Genomic DNA, 18404 nt, shown 5'->3' with positions numbered 1-18404 from the left:
CCAGCGACTAACAAGGAGAGCTTGCATGGCTGAAGCCGCCGTTGATATCAAATCCCCCGGCCGCCGTTCGAAAGCGGTGGCCGCCAAAAAACAGGCCATCCTTGCCGCCGGGCTGGAGTTCTTTTCCCAGTTTGGTATTCACGGCACCAGCCTCGAGCAGGTTGCCGAGCGGGCCGAAGTTTCAAAAACCAACCTGCTTTATTACTATCCTTCCAAAGAGGCGCTCTACATTGCGGTGCTGAAGCAGATTCTGGATATCTGGCTTGCGCCGCTGCGTGCTTTCCGCGAGGACTTGCAGCCGCTGGTGGCGATTGGGGAGTACATCCGCCTCAAGCTTGAGGTATCACGAGATTACCCTCAGGCGTCAAAGCTGTTTTGCCTGGAGATGTTGCAGGGCGCGCCGCTGCTCAAAGGCGAGCTAACCGGCGACCTGAAGGCGCTGGTGGATGAGAAGTCGGCGATTATTGCTGGCTGGGTAGCAAGCGGCAAACTTGCTGCTGTCGATCCTCATCATCTTATCTTTATGCTGTGGGCGACCACGCAGCACTACGCGGATTTTGCCAGCCAGGTTGAGGCCGTTACCGGCAGCACGCTACAGGATGAGGCGTTCTTCCGCCGCACGGTGGAGAACGTGCAGCGGATGATTATTGAAGGCATTCGCGTGCGTTAATCGCGCTTATTTTGGCGCTAAAACGCAGCTGACATCGCCCTCTTCGCATTCCAGCGTGCCCTTGAGCAACTCGGTGCGTTCGAGGGTTTTATCCGCCAGGCAGTTGGCGCGAACCATCGGGTAAACCGACCCCTGTTCTGCCCCTGAGCTCATAAAATCGCAGTCCGCATCGCGGAAGGCAATCCACGCATTTTGCGCTTTTTTAAGCTGCACTTTCTGCTTGTCCGTCGCCCTGGACATCACTTCTTTGTAAGTCTTATTCAGCAGGTCGTCCTGCTTTTTATACTCGGCGGCATAACACTGGTTCATATCCGCCTGGGTGGTGGCTGAGTCACAGCCGTCCGCCAGCGCCGCGCCGCTGAGCAGCAGCCCGGCAACAAGTAAACACACGCGTTTCATTCTGGTGTCCTCATTAAAAAAAAGGCCCTCATGACGAGAGCCCTGGTATCCTGGCAGACTGTTAGCCGATTGTCATCAGGCTGGCGTTACCGCCCGCCGCGGCTGTGTTAACGCTCAGCGAGCGCTCTACGTACAGGCGTTCAAGCAGGATGTTGTTTTCGCCGCGGGCAAAGCCCTGAACGGAAACAATCGCGCCTTCTTTTGCCGCAACGGCTTCACACAGCTTGCGTAGCTGATCGGAGTCGCCGTGGTAAATCACCGCATCGAATGGCTGTTTGAGCAACTCTTCCTGCTTAGCGAAGTCCACCCTCTGCTGAACCGCTTTCGGCAATTGTTTAGCCAATTCGCGGTGCAGGGCGTTATCAGGCCACAGGGCGCGGCTGCCCACGCTGGTTACCGCCGCCAGCTGAATTAAGGCATCGCGTTCATCATCCGCAATACACAGCACGCGTTCACGCGGCAGCAGGGTGTAGGTATTACGCTCGCCGGTTGGGCCAGGCAATACGCGCAGGGTGCCGCTTTGAGCCAGGTCGCCAAATCGCTGGCAAACAGACTTCAGCTCGTCACGATTTACCGCCCACTCGCTGAGCGCGTGATGGGTCGCCTGTAGCTCGTCTTTCAGCGAGGCGTCCACCGGCGTTTGGGCGTCGTGGCGGTTAAAGGTGGTTTGCAGCGCGTTTTCCGGGCGATTAGCCAGCAAACGGTAGAGGTACAGCGGGCCACCGGCTTTCGGCCCGGTGCCGGACAGGCCTTCGCCGCCAAACGGCTGAACGCCCACGACCGCGCCGACCATATTGCGGTTCACGTACATGTTGCCGACGTGGGCGGAGCCGGTCACCTGGGCGATAGTTTCATCGATACGGGTATGAACGCCGAGCGTCAGGCCATAACCGGCTGCATTGATTTGCTCAATCAGTGCGGCGAGATTATTGCGGTTGTAGCGCACAACGTGAAGCACCGGCCCGAACACCTCTTTTTTCATCTCGTCAAAGCTGTCCAGTTCGATAAGCGTCGGCGGGACGAAGGTGCCGGACTGCCATTCGCGGGCATCAACGCTGTTTTCGCGTACCGCCTGGAAGACGGTGCGGCCTTTAGTGCGCATAGCCTGGATGTGCTTCTCAATATTTTGCTGAGCTTCGGCATCGATAACCGGCCCGATATCGGTCGTCAGGCGGCCCGGGTTGCCCATGCGGCATTCAGCCATCGCGCCGCGCAGCATTTGCAGCGTGTGCTCGGCAACATCTTCCTGAACGCACAGTACACGCAGAGCTGAACAGCGCTGGCCCGCGCTGTCGAAGGCGGAGGAAACCACATCCACCACAACCTGCTCGGTCAGCGCCGAGGAGTCAACGATCATCGCGTTAAGCCCGCCTGTTTCGGCGATCAGCGGCGTTGGGCGTCCCTGCGGGTCGAGACGATCCGCAATGTTGCGCTGTAGCAGCGTGGCGACTTCGGTGGAGCCGGTGAACATTACGCCGCGTACTCGCGCGTCGCCGGTCAGCTGGGCACCAACGGTTTCACCGCGGCCAGGCAGAAGTTGCAGCACGCCGGCAGGCACGCCGGCTTCCAGCAAAATAGCCACGCCCTGAGCGGCAATCAGCGGAGTCTGTTCGGCAGGTTTTGCCAGCACGCTGTTGCCTGCGGCAAGGGCGGCTGCAATCTGGCCGGTGAAAATCGCCAGCGGGAAGTTCCACGGGCTGATACAGACTACCGGTCCTAGCGGGCGGTGGGTTTCGTTATCGAAGTCGTCGCGTACCTGGCCTGCGTAGTAATGCAGGAAGTCTACCGCCTCACGAACTTCGGCAATCGCGTTGCTGAAGGTTTTACCGGCTTCACGTACCAGAATGCCGATCAGCTGCTGCATGCGGCTTTCCATCATTACCGCCGCGCGCTCCAGAATGGCGGCACGCTCCTGAGGCGGAGTGGCAAACCAGATTGGCGCGTTGTTAACGGCATTATCCAGCGCCAGAGAAACCTCTTCGGCGGTGGCTTCGCGAGTGTAGCCGACAATGTCGGTTGGCTCTGCCGGGTTTTTCACCGGCGTCAGTTCGCCTTCGGCAACCGGCGCTTCCAGTACCGGCGCGGCCTGCCATTTCTGAGTCGCGCTGTTCAGCAGGGCGGAGGAGAGGGAGGCCAGGCGGTGTTCGTTAGCGAGATCCAGGCCGCTGGAGTTGGTGCGTTCCGTGCCGTAAAGGGTTTTTGGCAGCGTAATTTTCGGGTGCGGCAGGCCCGGCTGGCCCTCTTTGGCGGCCATAGCTTCAACGGCGCTAACCGGGTCAGCTACCAGCTCGTCCAGCGGCAGGGTTGCGTCCGCTATACGGTTAACAAACGAGGTATTAGCGCCGTTTTCCAACAGGCGGCGAACCAGGTAAGCAAGCAGCGTTTCGTGGGTGCCTACCGGAGCATAAATGCGGCAAGGACGGTTGAGTTTGCCGTCGGCCACTTTGCCCACCACCTGCTCATACAGCGGTTCGCCCATGCCGTGCAGGCACTGGAACTCGTACTGGCCGGGGTAATAGTTTTGTCCGGCCAGGTTGTAAATGGCGGCCAGCGTATGGGCGTTGTGGGTGGCAAACTGAGGATAAATCAGGTTTGGCACCGCCAGCAGTTTTTTGGCGCAGGCAAGGTAAGAGATATCGGTGTAAACCTTGCGGGTGTAGACCGGGTAGCCTTCCAGACCGTCGACCTGGGCGCGTTTGATTTCGCTGTCCCAGTACGCGCCTTTCACCAGGCGGATCATCAGACGGCGACGGCTTCGGCTGGCGAGGTCGACAAGGTAGTCGATAACGAACGGGCAGCGCTTCTGGTAAGCCTGAATAACAAAGCCGATGCCGTTCCAGCCCGCAAGTTCAGGTTCGAAGCAGAGCTTTTCCAGCAGATCGAGGGAGATCTCCAGGCGGTCGGCTTCTTCTGCGTCGATGTTGATACCCACGTCATACTGGCGTGCCAGCAGGGTCAGGGACTTCAGGCGCGGGTAGAGTTCTTCCATTACGCGGTCGTACTGCGCGCGGCTATAGCGCGGGTGCAGGGCGGAAAGCTTGATTGAAATGCCCGGGCCTTCATAAATCCCGCGGCCGTTGGAAGCTTTGCCGATAGCGTGGATAGCCTGCTGGTAAGAAACCATATAAGCCTGCGCGTCGGCGGCGGTCAGCGCCGCTTCACCCAGCATATCGTAGGAGTAGCGGAAGCCTTTCTCTTCGAGCTTGCGGGCGTTGGCCAGCGCTTCGGCGATGGTTTCGCCTGTCACAAACTGCTCGCCCATCAGGCGCATCGCCATATCCACACCCTTACGCACCAGCGGCTCGCCGCTCTTGCTGATAATGCGGTTCAGGGAGCGGGAGAGGCTGGCTTCGTTGTGGGTGGAGACCAGGCGGCCGGTAAACAGCAGCCCCCATGTGGCGGCGTTAACAAACAGCGACGGGCTGCGGCCAATGTGCGAATGCCAGTTGCCGTTGCTGATTTTGTCGCGGATCAGCGCATCGCGGGTGGCCTTGTCGGGAATACGCAGCAGCGCTTCCGCCAGGCACATCAGCGCCACGCCTTCCTGGGAGGAGAGCGAGAATTCCTGAAGCAGACTTTGCACCATGCCCGCCCGGCCAGAGGCCGTTTTCTGGTTACGCAGCTTATCGGCAAGCTGCCAGGCCAGCTTCTGGGTCTGCTCGGCAACCGCCGGAGCGAGGCGAGCCTGCTCGAGGATCATCGGCACGGCATCGGTTTCCGGGCGGCGCCATGCGGCGGTAATAGCGGCGCGGCTAACGGACTGCGGCAGGATTTGCTCGGCGAAGTCGAGGAACGGCTGAGCAACTTCTTCCGGCTGGGTCGGAGACTCTTCCGCTTCGTTTGCCGCACCTGCCAGCAGGGCAGGCAGCTCCGGGAGCTCGTCGCTGCTTTCCAGGCGCTCGAGGTAATTAAATATCGCCTGCTTAATCAGCCAGTGCGGCGTGCGGTCAATGCGCGAAGCGGCTTCTTTAATACGCTCGCGCGTTGCTTCATCCAGTTTTACGCCCATGGTGGTGGTGCCCATGCCACAGTCTCCAGGTTAAAGGTTGTCCGGGTGTTACTTAGTTAACCGGCAATATCTATTAAGTTGCAACTTTGTGCAACCGTGTTAAATCGAAGCCGTTAAGCCATTCGCAAAAACGCTGAATTGTTACATTTAAGATAAGAAAATCATCTGACCGCAGGACAGGCGAAACGGCAAATTTACCGACGGGCTTAACACTTTTTGAAGGTGCAACCGATAAAAATGTGAGCAAGTGCAACCTGGCGAGAAATGCTCACCTAACGAGGATGCAATCGATGTAAATGCTGTGTTAAATCGTTTGTGAAAAATAAAGGGTTCCGGCAGGATGCATTCCCCATTTTAAATCACGATAACAATACAGCGCCCCGTTCCGGCGCGAAGTGGCCTGGTCAGAGAGAGCAGGCGTAAAAATAGCTATGGAGAAGTCTGAATGACAATAAGCACACCGATGCTGGTGACCTTTCTGGTTTATATCTTTGGCATGATACTGATTGGTTTTATCGCCTGGCGCTCAACCCGAAGTTTTGATGATTACATTCTCGGCGGCCGAAGCCTCGGCAGCGTGGTGACCGCGCTGTCTGCGGGAGCTTCCGATATGAGCGGCTGGCTGCTGATGGGGCTGCCGGGCGCAATTTTTATCTCCGGCATCTCCGAAAGCTGGATAGCCATCGGGCTGACGCTGGGAGCCTGGGTTAACTGGAAGCTGGTTGCCGGGCGCTTACGCGTTCACACCGAGGTGAACAATAACGCGCTGACTCTCCCGGACTATTTTACCGGGCGTTTCGAGGATGGCAGCCGCCTGCTGCGTATTATCTCCGCCCTGGTTATCCTGCTGTTCTTCACCATCTACTGCGCTTCCGGCATCGTCGCGGGCGCTCGCCTGTTTGAAAGCACCTTTGGGATGAGCTACGAAACCGCGCTTTGGGCCGGGGCAGCGGCAACCATCATTTATACCTTCGTGGGCGGATTCCTGGCGGTAAGCTGGACCGATACCGTGCAGGCGAGTCTGATGATCTTTGCGCTGATCCTGACGCCTGTCATGGTGATTATGGCGGTTGGCGGCCTCGACGACTCTCTGATGGTTATCAAGCAAAAGAGCATCGAAAACGTCGATATGCTGAAAGGGCTGAACTTCGTCGCTATCGTGTCGTTGATGGGCTGGGGCCTGGGCTATTTTGGCCAGCCGCACATCCTGGCGCGCTTTATGGCCGCTGATTCGCATCACACCATCGTCAACGCTCGCCGCATCAGCATGACCTGGATGATCCTCTGCCTGGCGGGTGCCTGCGCGGTGGGCTTCTTCGGCATCGCCTACTTTACCAATAACCCTGAGCAGGCCGGCGCCGTGTCCCAGAACGGTGAGCGGGTGTTTATCGAGCTGGCGCAAATTCTGTTTAATCCGTGGATTGCCGGGATCCTGCTGTCTGCCATTCTGGCGGCGGTGATGTCGACCCTGAGCTGCCAGCTGCTGGTGTGCTCGAGCGCAATTACCGAAGACCTGTATAAAGCCTTCCTGCGCAAAGGCGCGAGCCAGAAAGAGCTGGTGTGGGTAGGGCGCATGATGGTGCTGGTGGTTGCCCTGGTGGCGATTGTGCTGGCGGCGAACCCGGAAAACCGCGTACTCGGTCTGGTGAGCTACGCGTGGGCGGGCTTCGGCGCGGCGTTCGGGCCGGTAGTGCTGTTCTCGGTAATGTGGTCGCGTATGACCCGCAACGGGGCGCTGGCCGGGATGATTATTGGCGCGGCCACGGTGCTTATCTGGAAGCAGTTTGGCTGGCTGGGGCTTTACGAAATCATTCCTGGTTTCATCTTCGCAAGCGTAGCAATTGTGGCGGTGAGCCTGCTGGGCAAAGCGCCGTCCACCTCAATGCAGAAGCGTTTTGCTGAAGCAGATGCGGTTTATCACACTCCGCCTCCGGGTAAATTACAGACCGACTAAAAACATGACTTTTTGCAGGGGCCGGTTAATCCGGCCCTTTTTAGGTTGCTGACAAAGAGGAAAAAAGCGTGGTTTTTCCCTCTTTGTGGTAATCAGCCGAAAATCAATGAATTGATTTTCCTGTTTTTATAACGAACCGTCTGATATTTCTTCTCTCGCCAGAGGTTTGTCATCAGTCTGAAGGGCCGGATCATCCGGCCCTTTTTACATCTGGTCATAAATATGTAATCCCGGCCTCTTGTTTTTATTACTTCTGCTAATGATAATCACTATCGTTCTGGTTTACTTTTCTTTACGTCAATTGACTTGTATTCACATCTGAGGTGTCAGGCATGTTTGTTCCGTTTCTCATCATGTTACGTGAAGGGCTGGAGGCAGCGCTCATCGTCAGCCTGATTGCCAGCTACCTGAAGCGTACCCAGCGCGGCCAGTGGATCGCCGTTATGTGGATTGGCGTGTTTGCCGCCGCCGCGCTTTGCCTGGGCCTCGGTATCTTTATCAACGAAACCACCGGCGAGTTCCCGCAAAAAGAGCAGGAGCTGTTCGAGGGGATAGTCGCGGTCATTGCGGTGTTTATCCTCACCTGGATGGTGTTCTGGATGCGCAAAGTGTCGCGCAACGTGAAAGTGCAGCTTGAGCAGGCGGTTGATCACGCGCTGCAAAGCAAGGGAAACCACGGCTGGGCGCTGATTATGATGGTCTTTTTCGCCGTTGCGCGTGAAGGGCTGGAGTCGGTGTTCTTCCTGCTGGCCGCGTTCCAGCAGGACGTTGGCATTATGCCGCCGCTGGGCGCGATGCTTGGCCTGGCCACCGCGATTGTGCTCGGCTTCCTGATTTACTGGGGCGGTATTCGCCTTAACCTGGGCGCGTTCTTCAAATGGACCAGCTTGTTTATTCTGCTGGTTGCCGCCGGGCTTGCCGCCGGAGCGGTGCGGGCGTTCCACGAGGCGGGGCTGTGGAACCACTTCCAGGATATTGCCTTCGATATGAGCAACACCCTCTCGACCCATTCGCTTACCGGTACGCTGCTGGAGGGGATCTTCGGTTATCAGGAGACGCCGACGGTCAGCGAAGTGGCGATGTACTTTATCTATCTGATTCCGGCGCTGGTGCTGTTCTTTATGCCGCCGCGCGTGAACAACCAGGCGACCAATACGGCTCGCTAATTTATTAACGGCGGCCCGGCCGCCTTGTGATTACGACTCATTGTTTAATAGGGATAGGTCATGACCCAACATTTTCGTCTGAAGGCACTGCACGTCGCGCTGCTGGCGCTGGTCTCTTCCGCTTTTACCGCCCAGGCGGCAGATATTCCGCAGGTTAAAGTCACCGTCACCGACAAGCAGTGCGAGCCGATGAATGTGACCGTGAACGCCGGGAAAACCCAGTTTATTATTCAGAACAACAGCCAGAAAGCGCTGGAGTGGGAAATTCTCAAAGGCGTAATGGTGGTGGAAGAGCGCGAAAACATCGCCCCGGGCTTCTCGCAGAAACTGACCGCTAACCTGCAGCCTGGCGAATACGACATGACCTGCGGCCTGCTGACCAACCCGAAAGGCAAGCTGGTAGTGAAAGCTACCGGTAAGCAGGAAGCGCCGAAAACTGACCTGCTGGCGCTAACCGGCCCAATTACCGAATACAAAGCCTATGTCACCGCCGAAGTTGCCGAGCTGCTAAAAGGCACCAAAGCCTTTACCGACGCGGTGAAAGCCGGTGATATCGAAAAAGCGAAATCGCTGTATGCCTCAACCCGCCAGCATTACGAGCGCATTGAGCCGATTGCGGAACTGTTCTCCGACCTCGACAGCAGCATTGACGCCCGTGAAGATGATTTTGAGAAAAAGGCGGACGATCCTAAGTTCACCGGCTTCCACCGTCTGGAGAAAATCCTGTTCGGGGATAACACCACTAAAGACGCCGCGCCGTTTGCCGACAAGCTGAATGCCGACGTGCTGGATCTGCAAACCCGTATTTCCGAGCTGGCGTTCCCGCCGAGCAAAGTCGTTGGCGGCGCAGCAGGCCTGATTGAAGAAGTTGCCGCAACCAAGATCAGCGGAGAAGAAGATCGCTACAGCCATACCGACCTGTGGGACTTCCAGGCGAACGTAGACGGTGCCCAGAAGATTGTTAACCTGCTGCGTCCTCAACTGAGCAAAGAGAGCCCGGCGCTGCTGGCTAAAATCGATGCCAACTTCAAGAAAGTTGACGCCATCCTGGCCAAATACCGCACCAAAGACGGCTTTGAAACTTATGACAAGCTGACCGACGCCGACCGTAAAGCGTTGAAAGGGCCAATCACTACTCTGGCGGAGGATCTCTCCCAGCTGCGCGGCGTGATGGGTCTGGACTAAGCATCATGAGCGATAAGAATAAAATCGGCGCGCATCAACCGGCGCGCCGCCAGCTTTTGAAAACGCTGGGCGCCCTTGGGGGCGCCTTTGCCGTTGGCGGAGGCTGCCCGATGGCCGCTGCCGCAAAACCGGTTTCTTCTCCGGGCACCTTGCCGCCGGACGGGCGTCAGGAAAGCCAGCCTTTTTACGCTGAGCACCAGGCCGGGATCCTTACGCCGCAGCAGGCGTCAATGATGCTGGTCGCGTTTGACGTGCTTGCAAGCGATAAGGCCGACCTTGAACGCCTGTTCCGCCTGTTAACCGCGCGCTTTGATTTTCTCACCAGCGGCGGCCCGGCACCCGATACGCCAAACCCGCGTATGCCGCCAATGGACTCCGGCATTCTCGGTGCGGAAATCTATCCCGATAATTTGACGATTACGCTTTCCGTTGGCAGCTCGCTGTTTGATGAGCGCTTTGGCCTGCAAAAACAGAAGCCGAACAAGCTCCAGCAGATGACAAGCTTCCCCAATGACTCGCTGGATGCCAGCCTGTGCCACGGTGATTTGCTGCTGCAAATTTGCGCCAATACCAACGATACGGTGATCCACGCGCTGCGCGACATTATCAAGCACACGCCGGACTTACTCAGCGTTCGCTGGAAGCGTGAAGGATTTATCTCTAACCATGCGGCCCGCAGCCGCGGGAAAGAGACGCCGATCAACCTGCTTGGCTTCAGGGACGGCACCGCCAACCCTGACAGCCAGGATAAGCCGCTGATAGATGAGGTGGTGTGGGTCACGCAACAGCAGCAGGAGCCTGCATGGGCTGCCGGCGGCAGCTATCAGGCGATACGCATTATTCAGTTCCACGTCGAGTCTTGGGACAGAACGCCGCTTAAAGAGCAGCAAACTATCTTCGGGCGCGAGAAGCACAGCGGTGCGCCGCTGGGCATGAAGAATGAGCACGACGTTCCGGACTACGCCGCAGATCCCGACGGCAACGTGATTGCGCTCGACGCGCACATCCGGCTGGCGAACCCGCGTACCAGGGAGACCCAGTCGGGCCTGATGATGCGCCGGGGTTATAGCTATTCGTTGGGCGCGACAAAATCAGGGCAGCTGGACATGGGCCTGCTGTTTGTCTGCTACCAGCACGACCTGGAGAAAGGTTTCCTGACGGTGCAGGGCAGGCTCAACGGCGAGGCGCTGGAGGAGTACATCAAACCCATCGGCGGTGGGTACTTCTTTGCGCTACCGGGGGCGAAGGATAAACAGCATTACCTGGGGCAGGCGCTGATTCAGGCGTAATTCCCCCTTACTCTGGCTCTCTCCCGTTGAGGGAGAGGGCGAAGTGAGGGTGCTAATTTTTCATTTGCTAACAATTCATCCACCCCATTATTCATTATTTTTCCCTATGACTATCCCGCTGATATATTTCTGTAATATTACTGTGCGACAACTAATGTCAGCAGCGGATTGAGATAAAACGTTACTTAAAAGTGAAATTTATGTTGCGTTTTAGGTAAGAGTTGTTGTACTTAGAGCATGAGCGGTAGTTCCCTGCTGTGACGTTTAATCACTATGGAGATCGCGAATGGTTGGGTCCTGTACTGGACGGTTACTCAAACACTTTACCCGCACAAACCAGCGCGGAGGCTTCTCCTCCGGCTTCGCTATCTTCACCGCTAAATTTCCCCAATCAGAATCGAATCAACGTCATAACGGTGCGTTATGCGGCGCTTTGCGTTCGCCTTGCGCACCCTCTCAACCGGCAGTTAATGGCTTACAAGGAAGCCAAACCTCATCCGTTAGTTGCGATAATCGCGCCTGCCGAGACGGCGCGGGAAATGAAACCAACTGTAAGGTGCCATCCATGGGAAGACAGAAAGCTGTGATCAAAGCTCGTCGTGAAGCAAAACGTGTGCTGAGACGGGATTCACGTAGCCACCGGCAGCGTGAAGAGGAATCGGTCACCACGCTTGTGCAGATGAGCGGCGTAGAATCTATAGGCATGGCGAGGGACAGCCGCGATCATTCACCTATCGAAGCGCGAAATGAAGCTCAGGCGCACTATCTTAATGCCATCGAGAAAAAGCAGCTGATATTTGCTACCGGCGAAGCCGGCTGTGGCAAGACGTTTATCAGCGCGGCAAAAGCCGCTGAGGCCCTGATACATAAGGATGTCGACAGGATTATTGTGACCCGCCCGGTATTGCAGGCCGATGAAGATCTCGGCTTCCTGCCCGGCGATATTTCGGAGAAGTTCGCCCCTTATTTCCGCCCGGTGTATGACATTCTGGTGCGACGTTTAGGGTCGTCTTTTATGCAGTATTGCCTGCGGCCCGAAATAGGTAAGGTTGAGATTGCGCCGTTCGCGTATATGCGCGGGCGTACTTTTGAAAATGCCGTGGTTATTCTGGATGAGGCGCAGAATGTCACCGCAGCGCAAATGAAAATGTTCCTGACTCGCCTCGGGGAAAATGTCACGGTCATCGTCAATGGCGATATCACGCAGTGCGATTTACCCGCAGGCGTGCCGTCAGGCCTTAGCGATGCCCTGAACCGTTTTGAAGAGGATGAAATGGTCGGCGTGGTGCGCTTTGGCAAGCAGGATTGCGTGCGCTCCGCTCTGTGTCAGCGCACCCTCAACGCCTACGATTAACTTTCGTCTGCTTCGCTAAGAAAAGCCCAAACTTCGGTTTGGGCTTTTTTCTTTGCGCGAATTATTTGGCCAAAATGTGAAGGGTGTCATAACGCCAGGTCAAGGAGAGACAATTTATGAGACTCAGGAATTATCTCCACGGCTAACCCATGCCGTATACTTTCTTCAAGCAGAGACAATAGTCTCTCCCCACAAACCCGCTTTGGAACAGCAACAATACGTCGCGGAAGTCCGTTACAGCGTATTGAGACTTGAGGAACAACTTATGCCAAAGAAAAAAATTTACCTGTTCTGCTCCGCTGGGATGTCAACCTCGCTGTTAGTGACCAAAATGCGAGCGCAGGCCGAAAAGTATGAAGTTCCGGTAGAAATTGAAGCTTTCTCTGAGGCTCTGGCCAATGAGAAAGGGAAGGATGCGGACCTGGTATTACTCGGGCCGCAAATTGCCTATATGCAGGCAGACATCAAGAAGTTGTTGCCCACTAAGCCTGTAGAAGTTATCGATTCGACTCTGTACGGTAAAGTCGATGGGCTGGGTGTGTTGAAAGCGGCTGTGGCAGCAATTAAGAAAGCAGCGGCCGGTAGTTAATTTTTTATTATTGATTTGCTTAATTTTCCGTCAAAGAGCGACTTACACCTACAGCCGTAATATTAATTACGGCTTTCAAGGATATTTATAATATGAGTAAAGTCATTGATTCACTTGAGAAGGTTCTCCTGCCTTTTGCTGTAAAAATAGGAAAGCAGCCTCACGTTAATGCCATTAAAAACGGTTTTATTAAATTAATGCCATTAACTCTCACCGGGGCAATGTTTGTACTGATTAACAACGTATTTTTAAGTTTTGGCGCAGGTTCATTTTTCTACTCGTTAGGCATCCGTTTAGACCCCGAGACCATTGAAACCCTGAATGGGTTCAAAGCTATCGGCGGCAACGTGTACAACGGTACGTTGGGCATTATGTCGCTGATGGCTCCTTTTTTCATCGGTATGGCTTTAGCTGAAGAAAGGAAGGTCGACCCATTAGCTGCCGGCCTATTATCCGTTGCAGCCTTTATGACCGTTACGCCATATAGCGTGGGCGAAGCCTATGCCGTTGGGGCTAACTGGTTAGGCGGCCAGAACATTATTTCCGGTATGATTATCGGTCTGGTAGTTGCCGAGCTGTTTACCTTTGTTATACGCAGAAACTGGGTTATTACCCTGCCGGATAGCGTGCCGACCTCGGTTGCTCGTTCATTCTCGGCGTTAATTCCAGGCTTCCTGATCCTCTCTATCTTCGGGATCATCTCCTGGGCGCTGTCCCACTACGGCAGCAACTTCCACCAGATTATCATGGACTCCATTTCGACTCCGCTGGCGTCAATGGGTAGCGTGGTGGGCTGGGCTTACGTTATTTTCAACTCCCTGCTGTGGTTCTTCGGTGTTCACGGTTCTCTGGCGCTGACCGCGCTGGACAACGGCATCATGACCCCATGGGCCCTGGAAAACGTGGCGCTGTACCAGCAGTACGGGTCTGTTGAAGCGGCTATCGAAGCCGGTAAACAGTTCCACTTCTGGGCGAAACCAATGCTCGACTCCTACATCCTGCTGGGTGGTTCTGGTGCGACGCTGGGTCTGATTATCGCCATCTTCATCGGTTCTCGCCGCGCGGATCACCGTCAAGTGGCTAAGCTGGCGCTGCCTTCAGGCATCTTCCAGATTAACGAACCGATTCTGTTTGGTCTGCCGATCATCATGAACCCGGTTATGTTCATCCCGTTTGTTGCGGTACAGCCGATTTTGGCCGCCATCACCCTGATTGCGTACTCAATGGGCATTATCCCGCCGGTCACTAACCTGGCTCCGTGGACCATGCCTACCGGCCTGGGCGCATTCTTCAACAGTAACGGTAGCGTCGCTGCATTGCTGGTCGCGCTGTTCAACCTTGGTGTTGCAACGCTGGTCTACATGCCGTTCGTTATCCTGTCCAACAAGGCACAGGCGGTTATTGAAGAAGAAGAAAGCGAAGAAGATATCGCAAACGCACTTAAGTTCTAATTTTCAACGCAGGGGAGGGCAACCTCCCCCCGTTTTCAGAATGACCCGGGAGAAGCAGTATGTTTGATTTAGATAATGTGGTGGAAACTGAAGTTGAAGTGGATGACCTCGAAGAAGTGGTAATGGGCTTAATCATCAACTCCGGGCAGGCTCGCAGCCTCGCTTACGGCGCGCTGAAAAAAGCCAAGCAGGGCGATTTTGAAGGCGCATGGGAAATGATGCGTGATTCCCGCACCGCGCTGAACGAAGCGCATCTTGTGCAGACTAAACTGATTGAAGGCGACCAGGGCGAAGGCAAAACCAAAGTAAGCTTGGTGCTGGTTCACGCTCAGGATCACCTGATGACCTCGATGCTGGCCCGCGAGCTGGTGACCGAGCTGATTGAATTACACGAGAAAATGGATAAGTAGAAGGTCAGAGTATGCAGCCAGAGATAGACAATATGGAAATCAACATTGTTCGAGAAAGCCAGCTGTTTAACGGCAAGTGTTTCCATGCGTTTATCTACACCAAAGAAGAGAGCGTGAGCGGGCTGCATCAGCATGACTACTATGAATTCACCATCGTGCTCACCGGGCGCTATTACCAGGAAATTAACGGTAAGCGGGTGTTGATGGAGCGCGGAGACTTTGTTTTTATTCCCGTAGGCTCCCACCACCAGAGTTTTTATGAGTTTGGCGCTACCCGGTTATTTAACGTCGGCATTAGCCAGCAGTTTTTTGAGCAACATTATATGCCGCTGCTGCCGTCCCACCTGGTTGCCTCCCAGGTTTATCAGGTTAAGGATGAATTCCTTACGTTTATGGAGTCGGTGATTGCCTCGTTTAATTTCCGTGAAGGTGAATTCAACGAGTTTCTCGAAATGGTGAGCTTTTATGTCGTTAATCGACTGCGCCATTATAAAGAGTCGGATATTCAGGATGATATTCCGCTGTGGTTAAAAACCACCGTCGAAGGGATGCACGACAAAATGCGTTTTGGCGATAAAGCCTTATTAAACATGGTTGCGCTTTCGGGTAAGTCGCAGGAGTACTTAACGCGCGCCACGCAGCGCTATTATGGCAAAACGCCGATGCAGATTATTAATGAAATCCGTATCAATTTTGCCAAAAAACAGCTGGAGATAACCAACGCATCGGTTACCGATATCGCCTTTGAGTCCGGTTACAGCAGTCCCAGCATGTTTATTAAGAATTTTAAGAAAGTGACATCTTTCACGCCAAATAATTATCGCAGGAAGCTATACAGCATTAATTAGAGTGCTGGTGAATTATCACTGTCATTATTGAGTTTTATTAACTTATTCAATTTTATCAATACGGCGCCAGACGCCGTACGGGAGCCCATATGACTAAGAAATTAAAAGTTGTTACTATCGGCGGCGGCAGCAGCTATACCCCGGAATTACTTGAAGGTTTTATTAAGCGTTACCACGAATTGCCAATAACCGAATTGTGGCTGGTGGACGTAGAGGCCGGGAAAGAGAAGCAGGATATTATTTTTAATCTTTGCCAGCGCATGATTGAGCACGCGGGCGTGCCGATGACGGTCCACAAAAGCCTCGACCGCCGTGAAGCGCTGAAAGATGCAGACTTCGTGACTACCCAGCTGCGTGTTGGCCAGCTGAAGGCCCGTGAGCTTGATGAGCGTATTCCTTTGAGCCACGGTTATCTGGGCCAGGAAACTAACGGCGCGGGCGGCCTTTTCAAAGGGCTGCGTACTATTCCGGTTATTTTTGACATCATCAAAGACGTGCAGGAAATCTGCCCGGATGCGTGGGTTATTAACTTCACTAACCCGGCCGGTATGGTGACCGAGGCGGTATTCCGCCATACCAACTTCAAGAAATTCATCGGCGTGTGCAACATTCCTGTGGGCATGAAGATGTTTATCACCGACGTGCTGAAGTTGACCCCGGAAGATGACCTGGGCATCGACCTGTTCGGCCTCAACCACATGGTCTTTATAAAAGACGTGCTGGTGAACGGCGAGTCACGCTTTGCCGAGCTGCTGGACGGCGTGGCGAGCGGCAAGCTCAGCGCCAACTCGGTGAAAAACATCTTCGATATGCCGTTTAGCGAAGGGCTGATTCGTTCCCTTAACCTGCTGCCGTGCTCTTACCTGCTGTACTACTTCAAGCAGAAAGAGATGCTGGCGATAGAAATGGGCGAGTTCTATAAAGGCGGCGCGCGCGCTACCGTCGTCCAGAAGGTCGAAAAACAGCTGTTCGACCTGTATAAAGATCCAAACCTCGACGTGAAGCCAAAAGAGCTGGAGCTGCGCGGCGGAGCCTATTACTCCGACGCGGCGTGCGAAGTGATTAGCGCTATCTACAATGATAAGCAGACCGAGCACTATGTGAACATTCCGCACCACGGCCATGTGGACAATATTCCGGCCGACTGGGCGATTGAAATCACCAGCATCATCGGCCGCGACGGCGCAAAACCGCATCCGCGCGTAACGCATTTTGACGAGAAAGTGATGGGGCTTATCCACACCATCAAGGGCTTTGAAGTTGCGGCAAGCCACGCGGCGCTGAGCGGAGAGCTGAACGATGTGCTGCTGGCGCTGAACCTTAGCCCGCTTATCCACTCTGACAAGGATGCGGAAGTTATCGCCAAAGAGATGCTGCTCGCGCACAAAGCGTATCTGCCGAACTTTGCGAAGACGATTGAAAAACTGGCTTAATGCCTCGCCCTCTCCGGACGGGGAGGGCCACTTAAGAGGGATGCTATGGACCGCTTACTGATTATCAACGCCGACGATTTTGGCCTGAGCAAGGCACAAAACTACGGCATCATCGAGGCGTTTCACCACGGCGTGGTGACCTCCACCACCGCGATGATGAATGCTGAAGCCATCAAACACGCCGCCGGACTCTGCGCTCGTTATCCGGGGCTTGGCGTGGGGATGCATTTTGTTTTAACCCTTGGCCGCCCGTTAACCGAAATGCCGGTGCTGACCCGCGGTGAAGGCGTGTTGGGCAAGTGGATTTGGGGAATGGCGGAGCAGGGGCAGCTGGATCTGGCGGAAATCAGGCAAGAACTTGAAAGTCAGTATCAACGCTTTATTGATATCTTCGGCATTGAGCCAACCCATCTGGACAGCCACCACCACGTTCATATGATCCCGGAAATTTTCCCCGTTGTTGCCGCTTTTGCCAATGCCAAAGGCATTCCGCTGCGCGTTGACCGCGATGCTGCCGCACGGGATGATATCGTTCTTGCTGGCGTGCGCTCCACGGAAGGGTTCAGCAGCGAATTTTATGGCGATGCTATCTCTGAGGAACTGCTGCTGGAAAGCGTGGACGCCTCCGCCCAACGCCGGGAGAAATCGCTGGAAGTGATGTGCCACCCGTCATTTGTCGATAATACGCTGTTGAAAAGCAACTACTGCTATCCGCGCCTTGCGGAGCTGGAAGTGCTGACTTCATCCGCGCTGAAATACGCGCTTGCCGAGCGCGGCTACCGGCTGGGCACGTTCCGCGACATCTAAGCAAAGTTGCTATTAGCTTTTGGCCGGTAAGGTGTATTATATATGCATCTTACCGGCGGCCTCGACCGCCTTACCGGTTAATCAGGTAGTCGCTATGTCAGGCAAACGTATTCAGCGCGAGAAGCAAACCATTCAAAAAATGCTCAATCTCTTTGAGCGCAAACATCCCTCAGCAAATACCTCCCCGGGGCATTATCAGCAGTTGTTCGACTATGCGTCCAAAAGGCTGGATCGCTGCGCCTATGGCGAGGAAAAACCAGCCTGCAAGCATTGCCCCATCCATTGTTATCAGCCCGCCAAACGGGAAGAGATGAAGCAGATAATGCGCTGGGGAGGGCCACGGATGCTGGTCTGGCACCCGATCCTTACCGTTCGTCATCTGATTGACGACCGCCGCCCTGTGCCCCCTTTGCCTGAGAAATATCAGAGGAAAAAATAGTGTGGCGTGCGCTCACAAACGACAGGCGAAAAAAAAAGCCCGCATTTGCATGCGAGCTCTTCTTTAAATGTGGCGGTGAGAGAGGGGTTCGAACCCTCGATACGTTGCCGTATACACACTTTCCAGGCGTGCTCCTTCAGCCACTCGGACACCTCACCGTATTTTTCCGCTGCTCACCTTAGGTGGGCAACGGGGCGCTACTATAGGGAGTCGGGGCACTCCGGTCAAGCCTATTTTCAGGATTATGGCGCGTTCGCTTAAGGTCTGAGCGATTGAGGTTGTTTTAAGACAAATTTGTGCTTTTCTCCTTCTCCCTTCCAGGGAGAAGGCCGGGATGAGGGTATTCTGGCGGCAGAATACGCACAAGAAACGGACGAAAAAAAAGCCCGCATTTATATGCG

The 18404-nt window shown here is 54.9% G+C and carries 15 protein-coding genes and 1 tRNA gene; 13 read left to right on the top strand and 3 right to left on the bottom strand.

Going from position 1 to position 18404, the window contains the following annotated elements; translation table 11 throughout:
• Positions 1-25: 25 nt before the first annotated feature.
• Positions 26-670 carry an HTH-type transcriptional regulator RutR gene (rutR, locus tag FOC35_RS00945; protein WP_016535771.1) on the top strand — a complete coding sequence of 215 codons (645 nt, stop codon included), beginning with the start codon at positions 26-28 and terminating at the stop codon, positions 668-670.
• 6 nt (positions 671-676) lie between these two features.
• Here the strand turns inward: rutR and FOC35_RS00940 are convergent, their stop codons facing one another.
• Both FOC35_RS00940 and putA read right to left on the bottom strand, forming a co-directional pair.
• Complete coding sequence (locus FOC35_RS00940) at positions 677-1069, bottom strand: lysozyme inhibitor LprI family protein (protein ID WP_016535772.1); 393 nt, start codon at positions 1067-1069, stop codon at positions 677-679.
• A 61-nt stretch (positions 1070-1130) separates the two neighbouring features.
• The gene (putA, locus tag FOC35_RS00935; protein ID WP_172567873.1) at positions 1131-5093 is read right to left on the bottom strand and encodes a trifunctional transcriptional regulator/proline dehydrogenase/L-glutamate gamma-semialdehyde dehydrogenase; all 3963 of its coding nucleotides are present in this window, start codon (positions 5091-5093) and stop codon (positions 1131-1133) included.
• A gap of 430 nt (positions 5094-5523) precedes the next feature.
• Between putA and putP the strand changes: the two genes are divergently transcribed.
• The 12 genes from putP to FOC35_RS00875 all read left to right on the top strand — a co-directional run bounded on the left by putP (position 5524) and on the right by FOC35_RS00875 (position 18003).
• On the top strand, positions 5524-7032 hold the full coding sequence (putP, locus tag FOC35_RS00930) for a sodium/proline symporter PutP (protein ID WP_172567872.1): 1509 nt from the start codon (positions 5524-5526) through the stop codon (positions 7030-7032).
• 332 nt (positions 7033-7364) lie between these two features.
• Positions 7365-8198 (top strand): iron uptake transporter permease EfeU, encoded by an 834-nt coding sequence (gene efeU, locus FOC35_RS00925; RefSeq protein WP_016535776.1) that lies wholly within the window; start codon positions 7365-7367, stop codon positions 8196-8198.
• A 60-nt stretch (positions 8199-8258) separates the two neighbouring features.
• Entirely contained in the window at positions 8259-9383 is a 1125-nt protein-coding gene (gene efeO / locus FOC35_RS00920; protein WP_172567871.1) for an iron uptake system protein EfeO, read from the top strand.
• A 5-nt stretch (positions 9384-9388) separates the two neighbouring features.
• Entirely contained in the window at positions 9389-10672 is a 1284-nt protein-coding gene (gene efeB / locus FOC35_RS00915; RefSeq protein WP_172567870.1) for an iron uptake transporter deferrochelatase/peroxidase subunit, read from the top strand.
• Between the two features lie 565 nt (positions 10673-11237).
• Positions 11238-12026: a phosphate starvation-inducible protein PhoH gene (phoH, locus tag FOC35_RS00910; protein ID WP_016535779.1), complete on the top strand. Its 789-nt coding sequence runs from the start codon at positions 11238-11240 to the stop codon at positions 12024-12026.
• Between the two features lie 265 nt (positions 12027-12291).
• Positions 12292-12615 carry a PTS sugar transporter subunit IIB gene (locus FOC35_RS00905; RefSeq protein WP_172567869.1) on the top strand — a complete coding sequence of 108 codons (324 nt, stop codon included), beginning with the start codon at positions 12292-12294 and terminating at the stop codon, positions 12613-12615.
• A gap of 92 nt (positions 12616-12707) precedes the next feature.
• On the top strand, positions 12708-14066 hold the full coding sequence (gene chbC, locus FOC35_RS00900; protein WP_016535781.1) for a PTS N,N'-diacetylchitobiose transporter subunit IIC: 1359 nt from the start codon (positions 12708-12710) through the stop codon (positions 14064-14066).
• A 59-nt stretch (positions 14067-14125) separates the two neighbouring features.
• Positions 14126-14476, top strand: a complete 351-nt coding sequence (chbA, locus tag FOC35_RS00895) for a PTS N,N'-diacetylchitobiose transporter subunit IIA (protein ID WP_016535782.1) — start codon at positions 14126-14128, stop codon at positions 14474-14476.
• Between the two features lie 11 nt (positions 14477-14487).
• Positions 14488-15324: a transcriptional regulator ChbR gene (gene chbR / locus FOC35_RS00890; RefSeq protein ID WP_016535783.1), complete on the top strand. Its 837-nt coding sequence runs from the start codon at positions 14488-14490 to the stop codon at positions 15322-15324.
• Between the two features lie 89 nt (positions 15325-15413).
• Positions 15414-16757, top strand: a complete 1344-nt coding sequence (locus tag FOC35_RS00885) for a 6-phospho-beta-glucosidase (RefSeq protein ID WP_016535784.1) — start codon at positions 15414-15416, stop codon at positions 16755-16757.
• Positions 16758-16802: 45 nt separating this feature from the next.
• On the top strand, positions 16803-17564 hold the full coding sequence (gene chbG / locus FOC35_RS00880) for a chitin disaccharide deacetylase (protein WP_172567868.1): 762 nt from the start codon (positions 16803-16805) through the stop codon (positions 17562-17564).
• 94 nt (positions 17565-17658) lie between these two features.
• A complete protein-coding gene (locus FOC35_RS00875) occupies positions 17659-18003 on the top strand; it encodes a nitrous oxide-stimulated promoter family protein (protein ID WP_172567867.1) in 345 nt (114 codons plus the stop codon).
• Positions 18004-18073: 70 nt separating this feature from the next.
• Here FOC35_RS00875 and FOC35_RS00870 read toward each other — a convergent pair.
• Positions 18074-18161 (bottom strand) — tRNA-Ser (locus FOC35_RS00870).
• Positions 18162-18404 lie beyond the last annotated feature (243 nt).

The sequence above is a fragment of the Cedecea sp. FDAARGOS_727 genome (assembly GCF_012273235.1).
Taxonomy (GTDB): domain Bacteria; phylum Pseudomonadota; class Gammaproteobacteria; order Enterobacterales; family Enterobacteriaceae; genus Cedecea; species Cedecea davisae.
The sequence above is the reverse complement of the archived record's forward strand: the minus strand, read 5'-3'. Positions and strand labels throughout refer to the sequence as shown.

Coding starts and splice junctions, on each gene's coding strand:
- rutR (WP_016535771.1), top strand. CDS start 26: ATGGCTGAAGCCGCCGTTGATATCAAATCCCCCGGCCGCCGTTCGAAA.
- FOC35_RS00940 (WP_016535772.1), bottom strand. CDS start 1,069: ATGAAACGCGTGTGTTTACTTGTTGCCGGGCTGCTGCTCAGCGGCGCG.
- putA (WP_172567873.1), bottom strand. CDS start 5,093: ATGGGCACCACCACCATGGGCGTAAAACTGGATGAAGCAACGCGCGAG.
- putP (WP_172567872.1), top strand. CDS start 5,524: ATGACAATAAGCACACCGATGCTGGTGACCTTTCTGGTTTATATCTTT.
- efeU (WP_016535776.1), top strand. CDS start 7,365: ATGTTTGTTCCGTTTCTCATCATGTTACGTGAAGGGCTGGAGGCAGCG.
- efeO (WP_172567871.1), top strand. CDS start 8,259: ATGACCCAACATTTTCGTCTGAAGGCACTGCACGTCGCGCTGCTGGCG.
- efeB (WP_172567870.1), top strand. CDS start 9,389: ATGAGCGATAAGAATAAAATCGGCGCGCATCAACCGGCGCGCCGCCAG.
- phoH (WP_016535779.1), top strand. CDS start 11,238: ATGGGAAGACAGAAAGCTGTGATCAAAGCTCGTCGTGAAGCAAAACGT.
- FOC35_RS00905 (WP_172567869.1), top strand. CDS start 12,292: ATGCCAAAGAAAAAAATTTACCTGTTCTGCTCCGCTGGGATGTCAACC.
- chbC (WP_016535781.1), top strand. CDS start 12,708: ATGAGTAAAGTCATTGATTCACTTGAGAAGGTTCTCCTGCCTTTTGCT.
- chbA (WP_016535782.1), top strand. CDS start 14,126: ATGTTTGATTTAGATAATGTGGTGGAAACTGAAGTTGAAGTGGATGAC.
- chbR (WP_016535783.1), top strand. CDS start 14,488: ATGCAGCCAGAGATAGACAATATGGAAATCAACATTGTTCGAGAAAGC.
- FOC35_RS00885 (WP_016535784.1), top strand. CDS start 15,414: ATGACTAAGAAATTAAAAGTTGTTACTATCGGCGGCGGCAGCAGCTAT.
- chbG (WP_172567868.1), top strand. CDS start 16,803: ATGGACCGCTTACTGATTATCAACGCCGACGATTTTGGCCTGAGCAAG.
- FOC35_RS00875 (WP_172567867.1), top strand. CDS start 17,659: ATGTCAGGCAAACGTATTCAGCGCGAGAAGCAAACCATTCAAAAAATG.